The organism is Arsenophonus nasoniae DSM 15247 (genome assembly GCF_000429565.1).
GTDB classification, from domain to species: domain Bacteria; phylum Pseudomonadota; class Gammaproteobacteria; order Enterobacterales; family Enterobacteriaceae; genus Arsenophonus; species Arsenophonus nasoniae.
In genome coordinates this window covers 4,068-25,944 of the sequence record NZ_AUCC01000049.1, presented here as the reverse complement: position 1 = coordinate 25,944, position 21,877 = coordinate 4,068, and the positions used below count along the sequence as shown (strand labels likewise).

Sequence of the window (21,877 nt, the reverse complement as noted above, 5' to 3'; positions counted from 1 at the left end):
GGTTTCTTGGGTTGCTGTTTTGCTACTTTGGGAAGATGAGGCTTTTTTACCTGTTTTTTGGGCACAGCATTCACCCATACCTTTTTACCGTAAGCAGGGGTACTTGAAGTCTGTTCTTCTGGTGAAGCCTTTCTAGGGCGATTGAGGCTTAATTTTTGGCGTTCTTTCATGATTCAATCTTTAAACAGGGTGCTCATTTCAGTATCAGTCAAACCCGTAAATTTCATCACAGATTGCCTATCCATACCACTTTCTAGCATTTGGCGCGCTATCTTCATCGAAGCTTGTTTCTCGCCTTCTTGAATTCCTTCAAGTTTACCTTTTTGAACACCTTTTTGTTCACCAATTTGCATTCCTTCAAGTTTGCCTCTTTGTAGTCCTTCTTGTAGTCCTTCTTGTCTTAATGCTTGAGCAATAGTCATAAGTGCTCCTTCGTGTTTTTCTGATTGTTTGGCTATCTCGGTGATGAATTCCATTGGCTTTTTGGCATTACCTTCTTGGATGAGATAGTTAAACATCGTGATGACTTGATTATCGGTATAATAATTATACGACAATAGTTTAACAATACTATCCAGTAGCTCCGTCATATCCCTTCTGCGAATGTGCTTTTGGAGTAACTCAAGCAACGCTATTCGCTTGTGTTGCATAATCTCACCATCATCAAGTGTGGTGACATCGGCTAACTTAAAAGGATTGGTGTAGATACGTTCTGCTAGTTTTCTGTCTTCAAAGCAGTCAAGCCAATTCGTGCTATAGGGGTGAGGACTTTGTTCACCACAATAAAACAGGATGGGAAAAACCAGCGGTAACTTTTTGTGACCCGCCTCTAAATGCTTTTGCATGGCAGATAGGCTATAGCGCATAAGTCGCCATGCTATGAGCTTGTCAGGTGAAGATTGTGCTTCAATTAAAACATAGATATAGCCGATTCCCTTCGCAGTGCTAACTGAATACAGGATATCACTCTGGTAATTTTTCATCTCACTATCGATAAAAGAGCCAGATTCCACTTTGAGGCTATCTAAGTCACACAGCGCTTTAATCTCATCCGGTAGCCAGATATCGAAGAAATCTTTAGCCGTTTCTTTCTCACTTAAAAACTGCTTGAATACGGCATCATGGGGCGTTGGGGTAAATTTTTTGGTCATTAATGTTAATGCCTTGTTTTACCTAACAATAGGGTATTTAACAATTTATCACAATTGAGTAAAATTTTATCGTTAGGGTAATTCTTTTCTTCTTCCAGATTTCTTTAACATAAAAACTTGAAATTGCTGTATTCAATGCGCTGTCGTCAGTCATAAAATCGTATTCATTCAAACTCAGAATGGCTTGAAGAAGCTGATATTGGATTTTGGCATGTTAGGTAGGTATCAGGAATAGCCCTAGAAGCGCCTGTATCGCGCTGTGAGGCGTTTTCTCCGCTTGAGCTATCCGATTGTAGCTCTTGGATCTCCAAATCCCTTGTAGAGGCTGATAGTGAGATTTTATTTTGGAGAGAGAAGAAAAACAAAAATTACTCACCGTCAAAAACTCAATAAATACAAGGTTTTTTGTCATTTTATTTATTCTTGAAATAAGCTATTACCGCAATATAACCGCAAGGTTACTTATTTTTTTCAAATTCTTTGGGAATTCTGGTGACTCGCTCCCACCACTAAATCAATATTGATTTAGTGGTGGGAGCGAGTTACAAGCCCTTAATAATCAAAGTCTGGAAAATTGATTAATAATTAATTTTTTAACCCTCTGTTCCGTTGTTTATCTTAACCTTTAACATAATTTTCACAAAACTTAGAAAAAATAAAAATGTGTTCATTATGTTACAGGTTAATTAGTCACTATTTTGGGTATTAATTTCTTATAAATTAAGTCTAATACACTGCAAAATTAAGCGTTTTTAATCATTCAAGCTATAACTTAGGTCACTCCTTATTTTTAAAATTTCAAAATCGGGATCTCCAGGTCTAGGAATGTGATTAAGCCAATTTTTAGTCCTCAATTTACCAATGTCATGATATAAGGTACTATCAGGAAATTGAATAGAAGGAATTTCACCTTTCAATGTTGAATTTGCAGATGGTGGTGTGTTGTTAATTCTGATCTTATTATATTTAATAGGAACATCGCTATCAATTGTATGTGTTAAATTATCTTCTTTGATATTAATATTAATATTAATAATGCCTTCAGATGGTATATCTAACCGTAGGTAGTCATTTTTATTATCAGGATTTAATTTTATATATATTTTTTGATCATTACTTTCAGTAAAATTAATATTAAATGGATCGCTATTAGTTACACTATCATCTAAATTAATAGGCTTACCTTCATTATCTGTGATTTTTAAGTAAACAATTTTTCTTTTATTGTCTATCTCTAGAGGATAGATAGGTTCTGGGTGTATTAAATTAATTTCATTAAGTAAATCTTCCATTGAAATATATTTTTTGTTCTTTTCATTAATTAAAGATGCATAAAAATCTTGTAAACATAGGTTGTTTATTTCATTGTCATTTTCCAAAATAGTGAATATACCTGCTATATAATCGCTAATATTATATTTTGAATATATTTTTATTTTATTAACTAATGTAGAATTTTCATTCTTAGTAAGTTTATGAAAGTTTTTATTAATTTTAAATTTTTCATTAATATCTAAATCAGAAAAATTGGAGTTAAATTTATAAGTATTTTTGTATTCTTTGGAATATTGAATAAGATAGTCTCTTAAGTTAAGATTGTAATCTTTATTTGGTAAATTTTTTGGTTCATATAAATCAGCAACCAATCCTACTTTACTAAGTATTCTTTTTAATAATGTTATTGTTTGTTCACCGTTAGTCATGCTAAAAAAATAATCAGTAACAAGTAATTCTGTATCTTCTTTAAGAATTAAACCGGCATAATTAGAAGGACTTTGATTTGTTAATTTTAAAAAATCTTCATCATTTATGAATGAAAACAATTGTTTGTATTTTTTATTATTAGTAACTTCTTCTAAAAATAACTCTCCATCTTTAATGCTTTTTTTGAAATTTTCAATAAAATCTTTACTATTATCTTTTGTTTTTAATATTTGATAAAATTGAGATTCCAAATAATCATCACTATTTTTATTAATTAATTCACTTGTTTTATTAAAAATATTTTTAATGTTTCTTAAAGAGTTTATCAAAAATGAATTTTTAGTATCATATTTATCTTCAATTATATCGAAATAAATTCCGGAAACTTTTGATACTTCAATATATTCCTTCTTTTCAATCGCAATAAGTTGAGAATTCCATTCTTTATATTTATCTAATTTTAAAGAATCTTTTAACATTTTATTTATCTTTCGAGGGTTAGGGCTAAGTATATAACCTATCTTGCCATTAATTCTCTGTGGGGGATTGAATTTTACATTTAACAATTTAAATTTTAGGTTTGGCAACTTGCTTAAAACTCCAAATAACAGCATGATCCCTAAATCAATAATAAGACTTGTTGCAGCTCCATTACGTTCTTCTTCAGTATCGCCCTCAATCGCTTTATCTATCCTTAATCCAATTTCGCTTGCCATTCCAATAAACCCGCCTACCGCAATTGCGGGAGCGTCAATTGTTAGCATAATTGGAAAAATAAATTCACTCGCTATTCCCAGTCTTGATATCCAGATTTCTTTTAGGGTCTCGCTATTGGATTTAATTAAGGTATCAGCATCAGCGTCTAATCTTTTCTGGAGGTTTTCTGTTACCGTTTGGAATACATCATTTGAAATAATGGTGTTATTTTTATTTATATAGCTCTCCATGTGATCCCAGTCACCAGAACCCAATTTTTTTAATCCGTTATACACTCCAGTCTTTCCAACAATGGGCACACCATCCTGATTATTGTATAAAGAAAAATGTTGAGAAAATCTAAGTCTTTTATCATCATCTTTTCCTTGTTCTGCAATCCATTTCCGCATTGTCGTATCGTCATTAAAAACACGGAATGGTTGATTTTCATTAGGGCAATAAACTATGGTTTTGCCTTTATCATCGACAAACCGTAATATATCAACAGAATTATAACCATTTATGTCGATAAGATAGATGCTTACATTTGATTTAATGGGAGTGGCATTCAATTTTAATGTTGATAAATTATCAATCGCATCATTCAATGGAACGTTAGGAGCTGCATTTTTCATAACCATTTCATAGTCATTGTAAGAAAACACTCCATTATATAATGCTTTTTTAGCACTAATAACAAAATTTGTTCTGGCAAGTGTACAGGCATCTTCTTTATGATTTTGCCAAAAATCATTGTATTGAGTTGTTATTTTAGAATAAAAATCAATTTCATAGATAATATATTTTAACTCTATCGGTTTTATTTTTACTTCATTATCTTGATTATAAATTTTTGCTCCAGGACCATCCCTATAAACTCCGTAGGTAAAATTAATAACATCGTCAGGAGCGTCTTGGCTTTTTGCTTTAAATCCGCGGAAAAGAAATTCGATTAAACTCCAGCATTCTCTTGATTCTTTATGGACATAACCAGTATATGTTTCCTTTGATTCATAAGCCCCTCTAGCACGATCGTTTAAACCAAAATAGTGAACGTATGTCTTATCAGGGTCAATATCGATGTTTTTTTTATCTTTAATGGCTTTTTTTATTAATTCTTTTGCTAAAGAAGATAAATCCGGAAATGAATCATTGACTGATTTTTGGATATTCAGTAATTCGTTGATGGGTTTTAATATTTTCTCGAATTTATCTCTTTCTTGTGAATCAGAAACCATATAATTTAGAATAGATCGGCCTATTACTTTAATAAAGAATACAGTCAAATCATAAGTTGATATTTTTTTTTTGAAAAATACCAGTGATGTTTTGAATGCCAATATCTCTACGTGTTCTCGTAGTAGAACTACTATTTTTATCATTAAAATCTTTTTCTTCTGCATTGTTAATGATGTAAAGAGTGGGTTCGTGATTTTTTTCATCAGACTTATTTTTATCATTTAATGTCATGGCTGTTTACCTTTTTTTTATTACAAGTAACTGTATAAGTATACATGTATTTGTGCAATAATTAAACATTTTTAATCCAAAATTAACTTGTTTTGGTATAGAATGACGGGGGAAAAAATATGATTTTTCTATTTTTGAGGCGAGAGTGAGTTTTCTAAACAGACTGCCCTAATGTTTTGATGAGCAATATGAGGTTATTTTGTACAATAGAGCGGATTTTAAATAGATCTCCCCTTACCCCAGAACCATAGCTATCTACACATTTTTCTGAAATAATGTTATTAATCTTTAGTATGCATATAACTTATCTGTTACCGGATTCGATTCACGACTAAATCGTCGATTAGCGATTTTGGTTAAACAAAACATGACGCCGGCTACTCGATTGGCTTGTGGCATTAAAGATGTTGCAAGTACTCAAAAAGAAACTTTTGCGACTACACAAGCTGTCTGGCGTTTTCTCAACAATGAAAAAATTTCTTTTTCAAAATTAAATCAACCCATATTAGAACTTGCAAACCGTGAAATAAAACAAAGTACTCACACTTATGCTTTGATGATTCACGATTGGTCACACCTGAAATTTGTTACACATAAAAGTAAAAAAAGAATTCTAAAGATGAGCCATCACGGAGATTTAGGTTATGAACTACAAAGTAGTTTATTAGTTGATGCAGCCAAGGATTACCAATTGTACCGATTTCTCAATCCCTAACTGATAATGATACTCGCCATTCTACTCTAGGCGATAAATTGAAAGCTCAGAAGACGCATATGGATGCCTTAACTGAGGATGTTAAAGATATTGAAGGTCTTAATTTATGCAAGGTATTGGTGCATATCATTGATCGTGAAGGCGATTCAATTGCCCACATGCGAGAATTAAGTTCACATGGATATAACTTTCTTATCCTAGGTAAAGGTGGGCATACCGTGGAATACCAGGGTAAGAATCAAAAGTTAAACGATGTGGCTGATAGCCTATCGTATAACAATACAGTTACCATTAATTACAAGGAAAAAAAAAGCCTATCTCTCGGTTAGTGAAGCAACAATAACGCTTAGTCGTATGGCGAAACCTAAACGTTTTAGTGATGAAGGAAAACGAATCAGTCCAAAGCTAGGTAAACGACTACCATTAAGGTTAGTCGTATCAAAAGTCAGTGATAAAAAAGGAAACGTTCTAGCTTGATGGATGCTACTAAGCAATGTCCTAGAGGAAATAAAATGTGATGAATTAGCTCGTTGTTATTACTGGAGATGGACTATCAAGTCATTTTTCAAACTGATAAAAAGTGCGGGACATAACGTTGAATTTTGGCTTCAAAAAATCGCAAAAGCTTTATTGAGACGATTAATAATAGCGAGTATGGCTTGTGTATTAGTTTGGCGTATACAACGAGCTGAAGAAATTCAAAACGCTAAAGCCCGTAGGTTTCTATGTAGATTATCAGGGCGACCACAAAAAAGAGGTCGACGAGAAAGTGCTCCAGCCATCTTTGCGGGTTTATCGGTGCTACTAAACACTATTCAGTTGCTATCTGAATACTCAGCCGAAGAATTATCCAAATTTACTAGCACAATATTAGGGTCGCCTAAATATGTGTAGATACCTATGGCCTACAGTGAGGGGGTTAGGTAGCTGTCGCTTGCGACTGCGTGCCTGACCCTCGAGCCCTCGGCGGCGAGAGTGGGGTTTGTGGCAACGCCCCAAGGTGTTGACCTTGAAGTTGGTTTTGGTTTGTATTTTTTACTTCAATTTTTCTATTTTTCTATTAGATTGGAAAGTTTTTCAGAGATGACCTCAAAAATACCCCATAAAACGCTCCGTGATCAATTCTAAGCTGTTATTTTTAAAAAAAATAGGTACCAGGGTGGCACTTTTAAATTTGATAGCCTTAAAATGGCTTATATTGCGTTTTTGCTATTTAGTGATTTGGAGCCGATTTAAATGTTGGTTTTAAGGTTGAGAGCAAACGCCTGATAGAGGCTTATAGGTGTTATATTTATGGTATATTTCGTTAAGTAAATAAATTTAGATGTGCAGAAATATTCAATGACTGAACAAAAACGCCCGATTCTAATAATCAAAGGTAAACGAGGTTCAAAGATTTCAACGCTTGAATAGGTTGTTAAACCTACTTTAAAACCAAACAATAAGGCTTTTGTTACGCCTAAAGCTGAGAAGAAACAGAAGGCAGAAAAAGTTCCTAAACCAACAAAGGTAAAATAAAAGCCACCAAAGCCAATTAGCAAGGAAGAAAAGGTTGCTAGACATGCAGCTAAACTTAAAGCGGCTGTTGATGTATTAGTAACTTTTTTCCCTAAAGTTTTTAATCTTGAATCACCAAAACCGCTAAAAGTGGGAATAGGTAAAGACATTAGAAAAATGATATATGAAAAGGGGCTAGGTATACCAAATAGTCAGATAAGTACGGGTTTAATGGCTTATACGCAGACTGAGGTTTATCAGAAATCCTTAGTTGAATTTCGTTCTCGTTTTAACCTAGATGGTTTAGTTGATGGAGAGGTTACTGATAAACAAAGAGAAAGAGCCAAGAAAAAACTTGATGAATTAAAGGCTTCAAAGTGATTGATATGCCTATTTTATTTTCATTTTTCGCGGTGATAAAAATTTGACTAAACCAGCAGTCCTAAAAGCATTGTTGGCAACTCTTAATCCGCCCTTACTACATTTCAAAAAATTACCGTGCATAAAAATTGAATTGACGCGTGATGCCAACGAGAGAGAGTTTGTCATGTTTGACTCCCCCACCTATCCGGTTTTAGAGAAGGTTCCTAAAAACCACTATTTTTATTGATTAATTTGCATAAAAAAACCAGCCATGAAGAAGCTGGTTTAAATTTCCCTAGTGCTAGCATGAAGTGGAAGAAATTTTATAATTTTAAATTTGCATTATGATGTCTTGAATGATTAAGTATTAAATATTTAGAAAATTCATGCATGAGGGAAAATCCCCGTAGTTGATTGATCAGCGAGTTAAAGCAAAAAGACCAGCATAACAGCACTGGTCATTATTTTTACCATTGATAAATGGGAGTAAATTTATTGTTTTTTCACAAAACAGCCAGATAAAGCAAGAAATGATAAGCGAACTTGAAATATTGAAAGCATATCGTTTAGCGAATAAAGATCATATCTTGTTTTAATATCTTCAAGTGAATGCTCCACAGTTCTATACGCAACATTCCTCGCTGATGCTATCTCTTTTTTTGATAGTCCAAGAGAGAATAACATTGCCGTTTCAAGTTGCTCTTTAGTGGTCAGTTCAGGAAATACATTGCTGAATTGTTCTATTTGATTTAAGTCGAAGGTTCTCATACTGCCACCTCCTGCACAGGCTTACGCCCAGCCCATATCAGGCGGCTATCTTTGAACATGCTTTTGAAGATGCGGCGATCTTGGCGCGTGAGCGACACTTTGCCGTAGGGAGCGTCTGAATCTAGGGGAATAATCCAGTAGGTATTTGTAAATTTAGAGCGAGTTTGGGTGGTAGCCATAATTGTGGCCTCTCTTACGGTTATCAAACCTCACCAAACCGATGTCAAACGGGGTGGTGAGACGTAACAAGGTTGACATACCGATGTAAGAGAAACCGGCGAACGATTAAGCTCCCTCGCTACGCCCCACCATAATGCGGGTGTAATTATAGTTTTGACGAACATAAAAAAACCGCAATAAGCGGTAGTCCGCTCTTACATTAGGGATGTCAAACCCTGATTGCCCATTAGGGACAACAATATCACTATACCTCTTAGAATGCGGTATGTGCAAGTAAGGGTAGACATTTTTTGCTACAGGCGTATGATTAGATATACATGTATATCATTTGTGAGGTAGGAAAATATGTTGGCGATACGTCTACCGGATGAAATTGAAAATAGGTTAGATAATTTAGCAAAAAGAACAGGACGCACGAAGACATTTTATGCCCGTGAAGCAATTCTTACGCATTTGGAGGATTTGGAAGATTACTACCTTGCTGCGAGTGTTGTTGCTCGTGTGCGAAAAGGCCAAGATACGGTTCATAGTTCAGAGGATGTGAGGAAATCTCTTGGTCTGGAAGATTAAATACGCTGATTCTGCACTGAAATCTCTAAAAAAAATGGATAGGCAGAATGCAAAAAGAATTGTTGATTATCTCGATAAGCGCATAGCAAGTAGTGATGATCCTAGAATATTTGGAAAATCTCTTAAGGGTGACTTAGGTGAGTTTTGGCGATACAGAATCGGTGATTATAGGGTGATTTGTGAAATTCTTGACGAAGAGTTAATTATTTTAGCTGCAATTATAGGCCACCGTAGAGAAGTATATGAGTAGACTCTAAATAACATGTGTATCTTGGCAGACGTCATGAATATTTAGAGCCATACCGTTAATTGGCCTAAATCACAGGAGAATATTATCACATGTCAAAAACCTGAATCTACCGCGCAAGCCTTAATTATCCGTCATAAATATATCGTGAGCATTGCTTACAGCTTCATTCCTAGCATTGCTATCGCTATTGTCGCCACTGGACTTATCCGCTGCCGTAATCGTGGCTTCTCGCTGCTCTGCATGTTGAGTTTTTGGAATGACTTCATAGTGCTTAACGGAACCCTCAATGATGTGCTTTTCGCCCTCTTGTCGCGCCCACAGCACCCTTACTTCTGCATTGTCTGACGGTTCAGCTATGCTGGCGTTGTATTGGCTTTCACTTATCGGAAACCAATCCAGCCATTCGTTGTTTGGCGACAACGTGTTCCTTTCTCTTTTTTGCCACGCTACCGCGACTACTTGATCGGATAGCGTGTTCTCAATTGGACGTATCACGTTTAAAACATTTTGGACGGTAGCAAATCCTATATCCTGCGTTATCGCGGTAGCTAACAGTCTCGGTAGGCGTGGATCGACTTTTGCGAGACAAACTCCTGCTATTAAGCAATCACGTTGAAAATCAGGTCGTTGCCGAACAGGTAGTGACTCAATTTTTTCTAGTGCCGTCCGTTGGCTTGCCTCATCAGGATAGACGTAGAGGAGGATTTTTTTTCTGCTGTCATCGGTCATAGGGAACATCCTCTCACTGTTTTTTTACTGCTCTCATCGACGCAATTGACGTTACAAGGGCAGTTTGCGAGTCTTCCATAATAGTAATAATCTGGTTGGGATAGGCTGATTTGACGGCTGGATAGATGAGTGATGCGCCACCACCTGTCAGATAAATGCGGTTAAAACTCTTTTTGTATTCATGCTTGATGTGGCTAATTACTCTATCTGAAAGTAACTTTACAGCGTCATTGAAACTGTTTTTTACATCATCAATTTTGGACTTGTCATTGATTAATGTTTTGTACAATTCCTCATCATCGTTTTTTTTGACTAACTGGTCTGCCACAAGGTAACTGGTTGTTGTCGATGCTCTATCCAGTGCGTTGTAGACGGCATTGGTGACGAGTGATACCCCAATCGTTGAATCGCCTGAAACATGAGAGATATGTGCGTATTTTCCTGCAATCGTACCACAGTCAAGCGTTGTACCGCCCAAGTCAACGACTAGCGAAACCTCCATTTCATGGACATTATCTTGCTCAAGGCTGTTGGCTGCTGACGGTAAAGACTCTGGTACAACGTTGATTTTCTTGAGAGTAAAAACCATCCCTGAATCAGACTCGATTTTTCGTAATAGGTTTTTTTTCTTTTTAGCGATGTTATCCAGATTGGGTTTCATATCGCTTGTGTAGAACTCTGAGATAGGCAGTGTCACTATCAATTCGATTTCTTGTGGCTGGATCTTCGACTCTAATAAGGCGTGGTGAATCGCAAGGAGATTTTCTGTTGAGTACTGAAAATCTATATTGGTTGTTTTGATAGCGTCAGGTGAGTAAGGATCATAACTATATTGTTCACCGTCAACAGTGTAGTTGTAGGTAGCTTTACCATTCAAAGATACGTTCCAGGATTTCTTAAACGAGTTATAGGTGATGATTGACTCTATCTTTCCTTCATCATCGAACCAAGCCAACTTGATCGCTGTAGAGCCATCATCACAAAAAATTGTTTTCATTTTTCATTCCTTGCATAGGTATGTGTTGTGGTGTCATTATCACCCAAAATATACCATAATGTACAAATTTATCAAACAAAAATCCCAAAATATTACATAACTAATTATTGTGAGTATTTTTTTGTATTTTTAGGTTGATTTTAATTCTCAAAAAGATACCTATGCGTAGATTTGTCAGATTAAACGGTCTATTTATGTGAGTTTAATTTGAAAAATAACTCAAATAGAATCCATTTGAACATTATAAATCATCAAAATGTGTAATATAAAAAAGACAAATATATAATTTGGGATTGCGTGCTCGACGTTCTTCAAGGTGCATCTACCTACCTAGCAGAAGACACGAGTAGTAAGTCCCTCGCAGGAGTGTGCCGAATGTGGACACACTCACCACGATAACCGTGATAGAGTTAATTCTCGACACTGGAACGGTGTTGCACGATGGCAGATTAACTTCACGTACTGAACGGGCGACAAGCGATAGTAAAACGAGAAAGGGTAAGCCTCTTTCCCGCCGTTGCTTGCCCATCAAAAAGAAGAACGTAGCACGCTACGCGTGAGCGGCGCAGCGTTGCTGCTTCGGAGATGTTAATGAGTTGAGTACTGTTTTATACTCTGCAGTAGGTTAATTTTTTTCAGGGATTCATCTCGATGGCTCGCAATAAATCTCCCAGAAAGCGTAAACCAGGTAAATCAGGAAGACCACCAGTTACTTCACGTGTTACACCGCCTGTTTATCCGAAACGTTTTATGATCTCTCTCCCACCCGAAAACGATGATGACAGACCGACTGAATTTTTTTATAACACCCCAAAAGAGGCCATACAGCATTGCGTCCGACTTGGCCCTCAATTTTTTCTCGACACTCAGTATTATCCGCCGCTAGTCACGATTATCAGGGGTTTTGAACAACGTCCAGACCAAGCCGATGACGCTGGATACAACTGCACTGAGGGGGTAATAACTGAAAGTCTGCCTGCCGATGAATTCATCACCTATACGGAGCTAGGGATAATCCCTGTCTCCTTCGAACCCTGGGATAAACACACCGATAACTGGGCTGACAGACCTGACAATTTTTGTTTCTCTAGCAAGATGCCCATAGGGTAAATTAGCCAGATGTATATCCCCCGCCCTGATAAACTACTTTTTACCATTGATGACGGTTGGAATAAATTCCTCGAAAAATACGGCGATAGCGTTAGTTCGTGGACGCGTTTATCTGTCGAGCGCATGCTTGCCTGCGGTACTTGTGCCATGGGTGTCCGGCGCTATTGTTGCGCTTCGCCTGATTGTTCTCACAGCCGTTTTTTCTGCCAAAGCTGTAAATCAAAAGCCTGCAGTTCATGTGGTTTCAAAGCCACCGAGCAGTGGTTAGCACAGCAGGTCCATGTTTTGCCAGACTGTGAATGGCAACACATTACTTTCACCATGCCCCATCTCCTTTGGCCTTTTTTTAACAATAACTGGCCGCTACTTAACGCCCTGTTTCGTGCTGCTACCCGAGCGATGCTGCAGTGGGCGAACGAACAGGGTATCGAAATTGGTATTTTCTGTGCCTTGCACACTTATGGCCGGCAACTCAATCAACATCCGCATGTTCATGTTTCCGTCACGCGCGGCGGTTTGGATAGTAAACATGGTGTATGGCGAAAGCTGTTCTTCAAAAAAAAGGCAGTCGAAAAAATTCGGAATCACTGCCCCTTTAGTTCCTTTCAGTAAAGCCCCCTATCAGATAGCGTTGCATCGTTAGCCTTTTTGGAAAAAAAGGCAGGGAATGTTACCGTAATGAGATTATTTAATTGCCTAATCAAATCAGTTCTGGTAAAGGTTAACTGCATCGAACCTTTTTTGAACCAGCGCACAAGAAAATATTCAGTCTCGAACGTCCGTATATCTCTCGATACCTTGTAGTTGATTTCATTGCCTAATCTTTTTTGTGTATCGGGTACTCTTTTGCCGTCCAGCAGTGAAAATATGCTGTGCAATTGGTTTATTTCAGACCTTTTTAGAAATGTAGCTGTTCTACCGGAGGTTGATGTAAGATGAATAGCATCTTCAATAACAAGTTTTTTTTCAAACAGACACGGACGGTCGGATTCGCTATGCCATGACAACCCTTTTACTACAGACTTGAAGTTGTCTATCAGTAGTGTTTCCCTGTTGCATTCTTCCTCGATGAAAAAACTTTTTACATTTTCAGAATTAAATAAAGGGATTGCTTTATCTATGCCACCCAAGGTTGCCTGTAGCCTTTTGATTTGTTCATCAGAAGCAAACTGATGTAATTCAGATTTTTCTACAGTTAAATTCCAAAGCCGAGTATCTAGGTTCTTGTCGAAGTTAAAAAAATGTGCCCCTAACCCCTCCTGTTTCCTATATTCTTTATCCGTTCCTGTCAATGAATCAATGTTAAAAATGTCGGAATTGATTGCTTCATCTGGATAGTACAAGGTTACGCCAGTCTTGCTTACAGCTTCTTTAGCTAAGCTGACTGATTCAGCTATGAGTTTTAATCCTTGCGTGTAGAGGTCAACAGCCCTGTCACGAATTGCAACAATATTATCTATCTCATTGTAATTTAATACTTCTGCACTATCATGGTGGATTAAACTTTTCATGGTGATGGTCATATATTCCTACCTTTTTATGGATAATACGATGATATAAATATCAACGTAGACATATAAAATTAAATGTTTCTTGTTAGGCAATGATAATTGTATTACACACAGAATTAAAATCAATAAAATAAAGGTGTGAGATAGCATTTATTTTGTTTTTGAATAATTCACATTTCAATCGCAATAATATTAAATCACATTTCAAAAAAGAATAATTAAATATAAGTTTATTTTAACCTTAACTGGAATCAATTAGGTAATGATTTAAACATAATTAAATTAACAGGAATCATTCGTTTATTATTTGCTTATTCATTTTATCTTTTGTTTTTATTTTTTCTCCGATTCCTCTACCAAATGCCACACCAGAATAAAAAGAATTTTTGAGCCATTAATATTAAATTGAGAATGAAAAAAGCATTTACAGAATAGAAAAAACAATACGGATATCTGTTATTTTTTTTGAAAAAAAACATTCCATTTTTATATTCAGTATAGGATTATAAAAAAATATACCTTTTAATGATTTATAAAACTACCCTAAAAGCCATTTTCGATTTGACTGCTTCGCACTAGCTTCTCTCCAACTTGACAGCCTCCAAAGGGCAGGACTTTACGGCGCACTAGGTAAAAACTTCTGCCACACAGATCTTTGGCGTGATAGCGTGGCGAAGTGAGTTTCAATCGATTGATTATGTTAATAAAAAAACAAAATGAGATGTGCAATTTCTAAAGACTGAGTTTTCATCGGGTTTACCGTGTCAGATTATGGAAAAAACACCCTTAAATTCGCACTGTACGCCACTGAGGGAGGTTTTTCTGATGAACGAAGCAGTCTAGAGGATGCAAATCGACACCTGGCAGATTTTCGCCAAAGGTCTGGTTCAGAAATCGATTTTAAGGCGTATGTAAGCTCCGTGACGGCATTTCCTGCCATCAAGCCAGAGAAGAGCTACCGTCACGTTCACAGAATCGCTTATAATTCGTTGTAGGACTTTTACGGTTTGATGTGATTTGATAGTAAGTTCAAAAGAAAGGGATCGCCTACGGCTCACAGGACAAGCGCCAACACTTAATCATCTAAGCTGTGTAGAGCTATTTCCCCTATTTTTGTTTTTCTTACCCCCTTCACAAGTATGTTAATTCTACTATTGAGGCTTTTTGTAAGCTCTTTGGTTTGCTTGATGCTTGTTCTCAATATCCTAAACTTAGTTTCGTACTCGCTAATTAACTCCCGTAATTTTGCGTTCCGCATAGAGAATTTCGACACCATGTAATGCCCGTCTTCTGTTTTTGGTGCATCCCTGACCGCAACGACCTTGCCTGTTTCAAGATCTCTTTTGATTTTTGTCCATCTGATGCGGTGACTTACACCATTCAAAGCATAGGTTGGCAGGTAGGGCGTAAAAATGCCGAGTGTTTTCACCTCGGTAAGAAATTCCTGAATCAATTGCCGCGCCACACTTGCATCAAACTCGACCATAGTCTCACAGACCTTGAGAGCATTTTGCAGTTTTTCCAAAGCTAACTTCTCGTATATCATACCCATAAAACCTACCTAAAAAAACGTTCCTTACGATTATTAACTATAGCCTAAAGCCCTATGCATGGACTTATTGGGAATGATAACCTCAAAAATCCAATAAGTCCATACACCCCCTATATGGACTTATTGAAAACCTCTATCATAGAATACAATAAGTCCATATACCCCCTATGTGGACTTATTGAGAATGAACGCCACCAGAAACCAATCAATTCAAAAACCCTCTTCTGTATGCTGATCATTTAACCAGTAAATCACCCCTTAAAATATTGACATGTGTCACGAAACATGATCATATAATATATACCTATTTTTAAATAAAATTAAAGAAAAGGTATAAATTTTAAATTATTCCCGATTGCGTTATTTGATTATCTGACAGGAATATAAAATTGAAAAATAAAATACTCATTGTAATAAGTGCTTTGATGACTTCCCCTTTCGGTCATTCCTCGATGGTTGATTTGAAAAATACAGCATGGGAAAAATACGCCAAGATTTGCGATATTGACCCACTGCTTCTATATGCTATTGCACTTAAAGAAAGTTCTCATCGGATAGGTAGTGGTAGCTTTGTTGCGCCTTACAAATATGCACTGAATAACCCTGTTTTAGGCTCCTACTATCCCAAAAATAAGGCAGAAGCCGTCCGAAAAGTTAATGAGTTCGTTAAAGTTTCCAACCTCACGGACATTGGTATTACACAAATAAATTGGAAGTGGAACGGGAGTAGATATGTTTCAACTCCTTCTGAATTGCTAGATTTAGACAAGAACATTGAAGTATCAGCAAAAATATTGTGCGCTGCCATAGCACTATCACCAAATGATATAGCGCAAGCGATTGGTAATTACCATACACCGAATCCAGCTATGCGAAAAAAATCTAAGGCATACGGTGAATCCGTCCTATTAATATGGCAAAGGTTGAATAGCTATGAATAAAAAAATAAAGGAATATAATACTTTAATGTGTAGCGTTTTCCTTGATTCAATCAAGATCGGAAATTGTAAAAATATTTCACTATCTGCTAATGATAAAAGCTATTTCTCAGAAAGTTATGAAAGTGTATGTGATTTTATTGAGCAACAAAAAAGCCCAGCTTTTATTATTTCTTACAGTGAAAAAAATAAAAGGCAAAGTTTAACCCCCCATACTGATGATATTATTAGAGAAGCTATCAATAATGTTTATTATTTAAAATTTCATTCCCTGATTAACACAGCTATAATTAATAGCATGGAAAGTTCAAGTGGAAATTATTTCTTTTGGTTCTCTGATAATAAATCTTTTCAAAAAATAAGCTCGTTATCATTTAAGGAATTAATTCATGCTATTTGTAATTATAGCATTCAAATAAACCTAATTTACCGACCATCAGAAATATTGATTATGGATATTAAAAAACTAAATAGGAGTGATGTAATTGCAATTTATCTGAAATCAAGAATGGCTATGTGCTGTAAGGAAAAATAATGTTACTTATAATGCCAGATGAAGCTGGATTAGCAGTGGAAATGATAAAGCTCGGATTCAGGAAAGCTATTATATTATCTGAAATACCTTCACTCTCTTCTTCTGCTTTTGATTGTCTTAAAAATGAAGCAGGGTTAAGCGGTAACGGTTACGATGAAAAACGGTTAAGGCGGTTAAAGAAAGTTAACAGGGTTTTCGTAGACGATAATTTGAAAAAACATGGTTCTCTTTTTCTTTATGTTTATTTGATAATGGCTTCAAATCCAAAAAATAAAATGAACATTGAAGAACTCGTGAGTGCCTACAGCTCCTATCGTGAGTTGTACAATGTTCATTGCAATAGCTACAACGATACTTTGAAGTCAGAGATGATTGATGCAAATATGGCTTGGCAGATAGCCACAGCATACCGTAGTGATGTGATAGATTTGGTAGGCTGTTTTTATTGCAGAAATAAGTATATGTATTTGACTTGCAATGCTGATACGGTCTGTAACATGAAATGCGCGTTTTGTGGAAAAAGCCATTATTAATCATAATGGTATAAGGAGAAAGGATTTGAAAATGAAAAAAACGAAAATAATTTGTTTTCTGGCTGCGCTTCTGCTTTCAGGGTGCGCCTCTGAACCTAAAATATTTGGTTACAATTACAACGCCATCGCTACTGATCCCGTTTACCCGACTGGTAGTAATGCCAAAAAATTTGCTAAAGCCATGCTGCTCGATGATTTGGACGATGATGGCGATAACTACAAAATCTACGCAGCCTATGGAGTTACCCAACAACAAACGTTTCGTACTAAACTCAAAAAGCCTGTACGCATTAAAGATATTGAAAATGCTAAGAAAATCGAAGGCAGAAACCCTATTGATTTGGGGCAAATTGGTTTAGGCATGGTAATCAATCCTGTATTTGGTTTTTTTGCTTTGGATACTCGTAGTCAAAAAGAAAAGGCTTTTCCTTATGAAAGTTCCATCAAGATTGCTCACTGGAATGAACAGCTTAGTTCTCATCAACAGTTAATAGCACAACGCAATTTAATCGCACCAATTTTTAAACGTCACTTAGATGGACCTATGAATGATATAGCCCCCGCATCAGGATTAACTAATTGTGATAAAGGGATAGATATAGTTACTATTCCTCTTGGTATGAAAAGTGAAACAGAATATAAAACGGTAAATAAACCTCCATTTGAAAATAAACAATATCTGAATCTTTTTTCTTCCAACAGGTGCTACCTTATGGCGCATGATACAGGTAAGTATTTGCCACAGTTTATTGAAATCAGTAAAGATCTTGGTCGAACTTACGCCATGTATCTTCCCGCAACATTGAAAAGTGAACCGATGATCTTGCACGATGGTAAAGTGATGAAATTCAGAATGTGATGTAAGATAGATTGGTGTTACCTAGATTATAGATAACGCCAATCTGCTAAAGAAAGTCCTATTCCTGTTGCTCAGTTACCTTCAAGTTGTCTTTGGCTTTTTCTCTGACCTTTTCCATATCCACACCATCTAGCCCCTTTTCAAAGCGCTCTACTGAATTTAAACGTTCTCCGTTGGCGTTCAACGCACTACCTTTTCCTGTGTATTTATCGAGGTCAAATTTGTTGAAGTCTGGCAACATGTCAGCTTCTTTCAGTGTAGCGGTCCATTCTGAAAAATCTATTTTAGTGAAGTCTACATTTTTCAAATCTCCTAGCTTAATTCCTTCACAATTTGGATTTTTTTTATCACCGTAACCACCCTGTTGATTGTGGTTGTAGTCATTGATTATCCTCGCTACTTGAGAGTTGTAGGCACAATAACTACTAGTTTTCTCTATACATGCCCCTAACAACTTTTTGGAACACCAACTACCCACTTTCGTTGCCAGTTTTGTTTCTTTTTTGACCGCTAATTTAAACTCGTCTTCGCTACAAGACCATATAATATGAACCAGCATATTTGCAATCTGGTATGCCATGTATGCGTAGCCGACAACGGAGATAGCAGTAGTAATAGAGGACGATAACTCTACGACCGCTTGACCGCCTTGCTGTGCTGTATTATCAGCCAATGCTTGAGATGCAGTTTGCGCTCCTTCATTAGCAGCACCTTGAAATATGGCATTGGTTACTCCTTCACCAAATGTTTTCAGCGTCCATTCAGCCACTTTCGTTGTCAGGTCATTAATTGCGGCATTTGCCAGACTCACAATCCCTTGTTCAGTCGCTTTTTTGGCTACGTCTGCTCCCGCATTACCGATAAAGGAGTTAAATGCGGAAATAGCGGGTTTGGTGATAGCGTCCACAGCTTGCAAAGCAGCGTCACTTGCCATGTCGAAGACGCCTTTTCCACTCTCAAACAGTCCAGCTTTTGCAGCAAGCGCATCGGCAGCTTTCATCGTCATCATTGAGAGTTTGACATATTCTATCCAACTGACCCCGACAGGCTGATCGCAACAGTCAACCCACCCGCCCATCGCGGTACGACACGTTAATGCTTCACCTTGGAAAACTACGCATGAATTGGTATTGAGTGAGGATTCACCGTTTTTCACGGCTTCTGCATCTTGGCAAGAGGTATCGCCCAGTGCGAATGTTGCAGCGTGTAGCATAGCTGCTGCCGTTGCAAAATCACCGTTTGGCGGTGTAGCTGGCGTAAGGCATTTACCGTCTAAACATTGCATCTCTCCATCGCATACGGTCTGCTCGTTTGACCGCCCGTTGCTGATAGGGACATCTTTTCCGCAATCCCATACTTCGGAGGATTGCCAGCAACCAGATTCCCCCCCTTCTTTACCCACAATGCAGGACGATTTGATGAATGCACAACCCTGTTTTTCATAATTTTTACAGGTGTTGTTTACGCCGAAGTCTTTACCACAGTTGGTAATGACTTCGGCTCGTTTGCAGAAAGGGGATATTTGAGGAAGTGGAGGCGGGGCAAAATCGGGATCACAAATTTTTACGCCATCAATCGTGGTACAATGGTTTTCATCTGGCACAATCTTATCATGGCAAATGACCTGATAATCTTGACAGTACCCTTCTTTGATAGCTTTTACTGCTTTATCAAATTCATTCTGATTTGGGGAAGTCCAAACGTCATTAGTGATAGCCCGTGATTTGTCGAACTCAATACGCAGTTGTGCAAACCCTTCACCTTTACCAGTAACAGACACCCTATTTTTGAAGAAAATTTCTTCATTTGGTTTTGCATCTTTGAAATATTTTGTCACATCTACATTGAGCTTCTGATCCCAACTGGTACTTAACTCACAGCGACCTTTCGTTTCAGGCGGAAACACATCTTTTCCGGTTGGTCCACCCCATACTTTTTCGAGGCGATCTTTTGAGCCAACATAAATTTGCATGTAATCATCCCACTTAGCGCGGGTAATTGTTGCTTTTTTGACCGCCTCGGGATTAATCACATTAACAGACATGAAATCTTCAAATATTCGACAATGACCATACCAATAGTCATCTCCTACCTTACCCAACCAAATATCCACGCAATTATCTCCGCATGATTTGATATTGGCTGGTCCTGCATTGTGTGACACCAGACCCGCGCTGAACGGATGATCTACGATGTAGCGACCCGTAACATCAACTGTCTTGGTGCATTCTTTGTAGTCTGGTAGATGCTTTTTATCGGTGAACTCGTCAAAGACGTATTTCGTTTCGCATTTTGACAAACCATTGACAAATTTCTGTTCGTTCTCAATGAAATTATTATGACCTTTGAAAATTGGATCTTCTTTTTTCAAATCAATAGACGTGTGGCGGGATGCGCCTATCATCGTGCGGTAAGCTTCTCCCTTTGCGCTTTTTTCGGTTTTTAGCGTTTTCGACTCTTTGATACCGATGGCGTTTGTTCCTTTATCGTCTCCGTAAACGCCTGAAATATCACTCAGTGTTGGGCTGGTTTGGTCTTTGGGATATATTGTATTAAAATCAACGGATTGACCGTTACCAAATTGTGATTTACCAGAAGCATCAAAGTTCATGTTCGGCAGTGACTTGTAGAAGTCCATCGCTTCTTGTGAAGTTTTTGTGCCAGCTTTTGCCCCGTCTAGGTTGATTTTGTCTGACTGGTATACGCTTGGATTTGTGGGCGTTGTCGGTACTGTATCTGCTGAAAACGCATAAAGTGGTGTAAACAAAACGGAAAGATACGCAACCAGCGATATGTTTGTGATTATGGCAGAAGTGCGCTGACCTCTCATCCAGTGGAACATGAACACTCCTGATTTAAAGTAATTGTATTTTTGGCTATACTATCGGTAAGCAAAGTTTTTTTCTTGTCGGATAAAGAAAAAAACGATACGAAAATGTGGCAGTTTTTTCAAAATACGCAAAAACCGCCTTTGGAGGGATTATGGATTTTGACGATGATTATCAAATATTAAACGACATAAATAATCTGGTTGAATATCCACCTGAAATGTTGGAGGCTTTTCCTAATAACATTCATTATCATGACTATATGGACTGGGTGATTGATGAAGTTGACTTACCACATGATAGTGTAAACAGTATACCGTTAAGAAAAAGCAGACAACAAATTGAAAGGGAACGCGCTATTGAACGCGAAAAAGATTTGGCTTTGTATGGAAGGGCTTATGTCAGAAAGCGTGACAACGCCAATAAAATGTTTGCTGGATTGGGATTAGACGGCTTTATTGAAAATTATGGTATTGTCGCTATTTGTGCTGTTGTATTTTTCTTGTTGTTTACTCCTATTTAATAGATTTCAGTGCAGAATCAGGGCTTTACTTTTTCTACCAATACATTAGCTGAAAATGTTAATACACTCATTCATTAAATAAATCTCAATGCTTTCCTGTTCACTCAAATCGGACAAATTTATCATCATCCTTGACGTCTAGGAATTTCAAAGTGATTTTGGTTAAAATACAGTCAAAAATATAAGTCAGATCATACTAACTGATTGATTATGTCGGTAAGCCCCTAGACGCGATGCTGAGCACTAGGAGACTAAATAAGTGGGTTGATGGGAGAAAACATCGTAGAGAGGCTTACAGGCACCTTAAAATCGAAAAAGAAGACGTTGCTGTAACTTCCACCGCTCGGCGCAGTCTTTGGCTGAGGCGTACCGCAGGAGCGAAGCGACGAGGAACGAAC

22 protein-coding genes and 1 pseudogene are annotated in these 21,877 nt (G+C 37.1%); 14 read left to right on the top strand and 9 right to left on the bottom strand.

The features are described from left to right. Positions 1–173: 173 nt before the first annotated feature. From G468_RS0110840 to G468_RS0110830, 3 genes are all read right to left on the bottom strand, one after another. Positions 174–1,151: an Rpn family recombination-promoting nuclease/putative transposase gene (locus G468_RS0110840; RefSeq protein WP_026823144.1), complete on the bottom strand. Its 978-nt coding sequence runs from the start codon at positions 1,149–1,151 to the stop codon at positions 174–176. Positions 1,152–1,903: 752 nt separating this feature from the next. Beyond that, positions 1,904–4,891, bottom strand: coding sequence for a dermonecrotic toxin domain-containing protein (locus G468_RS0110835; RefSeq protein WP_155846990.1), 2,988 nt, complete (start codon positions 4,889–4,891; stop codon positions 1,904–1,906). Next, a complete protein-coding gene (locus G468_RS0110830) occupies positions 4,839–5,021 on the bottom strand; it encodes a hypothetical protein (RefSeq protein WP_026823142.1) in 183 nt (60 codons plus the stop codon). The genes G468_RS0110835 and G468_RS0110830 overlap by 53 nt, the downstream gene beginning before the upstream one ends. A gap of 367 nt (positions 5,022–5,388) precedes the next feature. Between G468_RS0110830 and G468_RS24740 the strand changes: the two genes are divergently transcribed. The 5 genes from G468_RS24740 (at position 5,389) to G468_RS20555 (ending at position 7,614) form a co-directional block, all read left to right on the top strand. Continuing rightward, positions 5,389–5,736, top strand: coding sequence for a hypothetical protein (locus G468_RS24740; protein WP_026823141.1), 348 nt, complete (start codon positions 5,389–5,391; stop codon positions 5,734–5,736). Positions 5,737–5,774: 38 nt separating this feature from the next. Beyond that, a complete protein-coding gene (locus G468_RS24735) occupies positions 5,775–6,065 on the top strand; it encodes a hypothetical protein (protein ID WP_026823140.1) in 291 nt (96 codons plus the stop codon). Positions 6,066–6,090: 25 nt separating this feature from the next. Next, the gene (locus G468_RS25110; RefSeq protein WP_276324671.1) at positions 6,091–6,213 is read left to right on the top strand and encodes a hypothetical protein; all 123 of its coding nucleotides are present in this window, start codon (positions 6,091–6,093) and stop codon (positions 6,211–6,213) included. A 3-nt stretch (positions 6,214–6,216) separates the two neighbouring features. Continuing rightward, on the top strand, positions 6,217–6,630 hold the full coding sequence (locus G468_RS24730) for a hypothetical protein (RefSeq protein WP_026823139.1): 414 nt from the start codon (positions 6,217–6,219) through the stop codon (positions 6,628–6,630). 639 nt (positions 6,631–7,269) lie between these two features. Next, positions 7,270–7,614 (top strand): ProQ/FINO family protein, encoded by a 345-nt coding sequence (locus tag G468_RS20555; protein WP_081700664.1) that lies wholly within the window; start codon positions 7,270–7,272, stop codon positions 7,612–7,614. Between the two features lie 474 nt (positions 7,615–8,088). On the opposite strand, the gene G468_RS0110800 is transcribed toward G468_RS20555, so the two are convergent. Beyond that, entirely contained in the window at positions 8,089–8,364 is a 276-nt protein-coding gene (locus G468_RS0110800) for a helix-turn-helix transcriptional regulator (RefSeq protein ID WP_026823137.1), read from the bottom strand. Between the two features lie 525 nt (positions 8,365–8,889). Here G468_RS0110800 and relB point away from each other — a divergent pair. After that, entirely contained in the window at positions 8,890–9,114 is a 225-nt protein-coding gene (gene relB, locus G468_RS0110790; protein WP_026823135.1) for a type II toxin-antitoxin system RelB family antitoxin, read from the top strand. Further along, positions 9,098–9,364: a type II toxin-antitoxin system RelE family toxin gene (locus G468_RS0110785; RefSeq protein ID WP_026823134.1), complete on the top strand. Its 267-nt coding sequence runs from the start codon at positions 9,098–9,100 to the stop codon at positions 9,362–9,364. The genes relB and G468_RS0110785 overlap by 17 nt, the downstream gene beginning before the upstream one ends. A gap of 120 nt (positions 9,365–9,484) precedes the next feature. Here G468_RS0110785 and G468_RS20550 read toward each other — a convergent pair whose 3' ends face one another. Further along, on the bottom strand, positions 9,485–10,093 hold the full coding sequence (locus G468_RS20550; protein ID WP_051297047.1) for a plasmid partitioning/stability family protein: 609 nt from the start codon (positions 10,091–10,093) through the stop codon (positions 9,485–9,487). A gap of 13 nt (positions 10,094–10,106) precedes the next feature. Continuing rightward, positions 10,107–11,090: a plasmid segregation protein ParM domain-containing protein gene (gene parM, locus G468_RS0110775; protein WP_026823133.1), complete on the bottom strand. Its 984-nt coding sequence runs from the start codon at positions 11,088–11,090 to the stop codon at positions 10,107–10,109. A gap of 651 nt (positions 11,091–11,741) precedes the next feature. Here parM and G468_RS20545 point away from each other — a divergent pair. Next, positions 11,742–12,200: a hypothetical protein gene (locus tag G468_RS20545; protein WP_248604879.1), complete on the top strand. Its 459-nt coding sequence runs from the start codon at positions 11,742–11,744 to the stop codon at positions 12,198–12,200. Between the two features lie 9 nt (positions 12,201–12,209). Beyond that, a pseudogene (locus tag G468_RS25105) lies at positions 12,210–12,779 on the top strand (IS91 family transposase); the annotation flags it as partial. Between the two features lie 26 nt (positions 12,780–12,805). On the opposite strand, the gene G468_RS0110760 reads toward G468_RS25105, so the two are convergent. Further along, positions 12,806–13,723 (bottom strand): DUF4942 domain-containing protein, encoded by a 918-nt coding sequence (locus G468_RS0110760; RefSeq protein WP_026823132.1) that lies wholly within the window; start codon positions 13,721–13,723, stop codon positions 12,806–12,808. Between the two features lie 1,063 nt (positions 13,724–14,786). Next, entirely contained in the window at positions 14,787–15,236 is a 450-nt protein-coding gene (gene mobI / locus G468_RS0110755; RefSeq protein ID WP_135678953.1) for a conjugative transfer protein MobI(A/C), read from the bottom strand. Between the two features lie 416 nt (positions 15,237–15,652). Here mobI and G468_RS0110750 point away from each other — a divergent pair, with 416 nt between their 5' ends. From G468_RS0110750 to G468_RS0110735, 4 genes are read left to right on the top strand one after another with little or no spacing between them, the layout of a single operon-like run. Further along, on the top strand, positions 15,653–16,204 hold the full coding sequence (locus G468_RS0110750) for a transglycosylase SLT domain-containing protein (protein ID WP_081700662.1): 552 nt from the start codon (positions 15,653–15,655) through the stop codon (positions 16,202–16,204). Continuing rightward, on the top strand, positions 16,197–16,736 hold the full coding sequence (locus G468_RS0110745) for a hypothetical protein (RefSeq protein ID WP_026823129.1): 540 nt from the start codon (positions 16,197–16,199) through the stop codon (positions 16,734–16,736). The genes G468_RS0110750 and G468_RS0110745 overlap by 8 nt, the downstream gene beginning before the upstream one ends. Then, a complete protein-coding gene (locus G468_RS0110740; RefSeq protein ID WP_026823128.1) occupies positions 16,736–17,269 on the top strand; it encodes a FlhC family transcriptional regulator in 534 nt (177 codons plus the stop codon). The genes G468_RS0110745 and G468_RS0110740 overlap by 1 nt, the downstream gene beginning before the upstream one ends. Positions 17,270–17,300: 31 nt before the next feature. Next, positions 17,301–18,128, top strand: a complete 828-nt coding sequence (locus tag G468_RS0110735) for a hypothetical protein (protein ID WP_026823127.1) — start codon at positions 17,301–17,303, stop codon at positions 18,126–18,128. A 58-nt stretch (positions 18,129–18,186) separates the two neighbouring features. Here the strand turns inward: G468_RS0110735 and traN are convergent, their stop codons facing one another. Beyond that, a complete protein-coding gene (gene traN, locus G468_RS20535) occupies positions 18,187–20,970 on the bottom strand; it encodes a conjugal transfer mating pair stabilization protein TraN (protein WP_051297046.1) in 2,784 nt (927 codons plus the stop codon). A 140-nt stretch (positions 20,971–21,110) separates the two neighbouring features. On the opposite strand from traN, the gene G468_RS0110725 reads away from it, so the two are divergent. Then, on the top strand, positions 21,111–21,479 hold the full coding sequence (locus tag G468_RS0110725) for a hypothetical protein (RefSeq protein WP_026823126.1): 369 nt from the start codon (positions 21,111–21,113) through the stop codon (positions 21,477–21,479). The last annotated feature ends 398 nt before the right edge of the window (positions 21,480–21,877 follow it).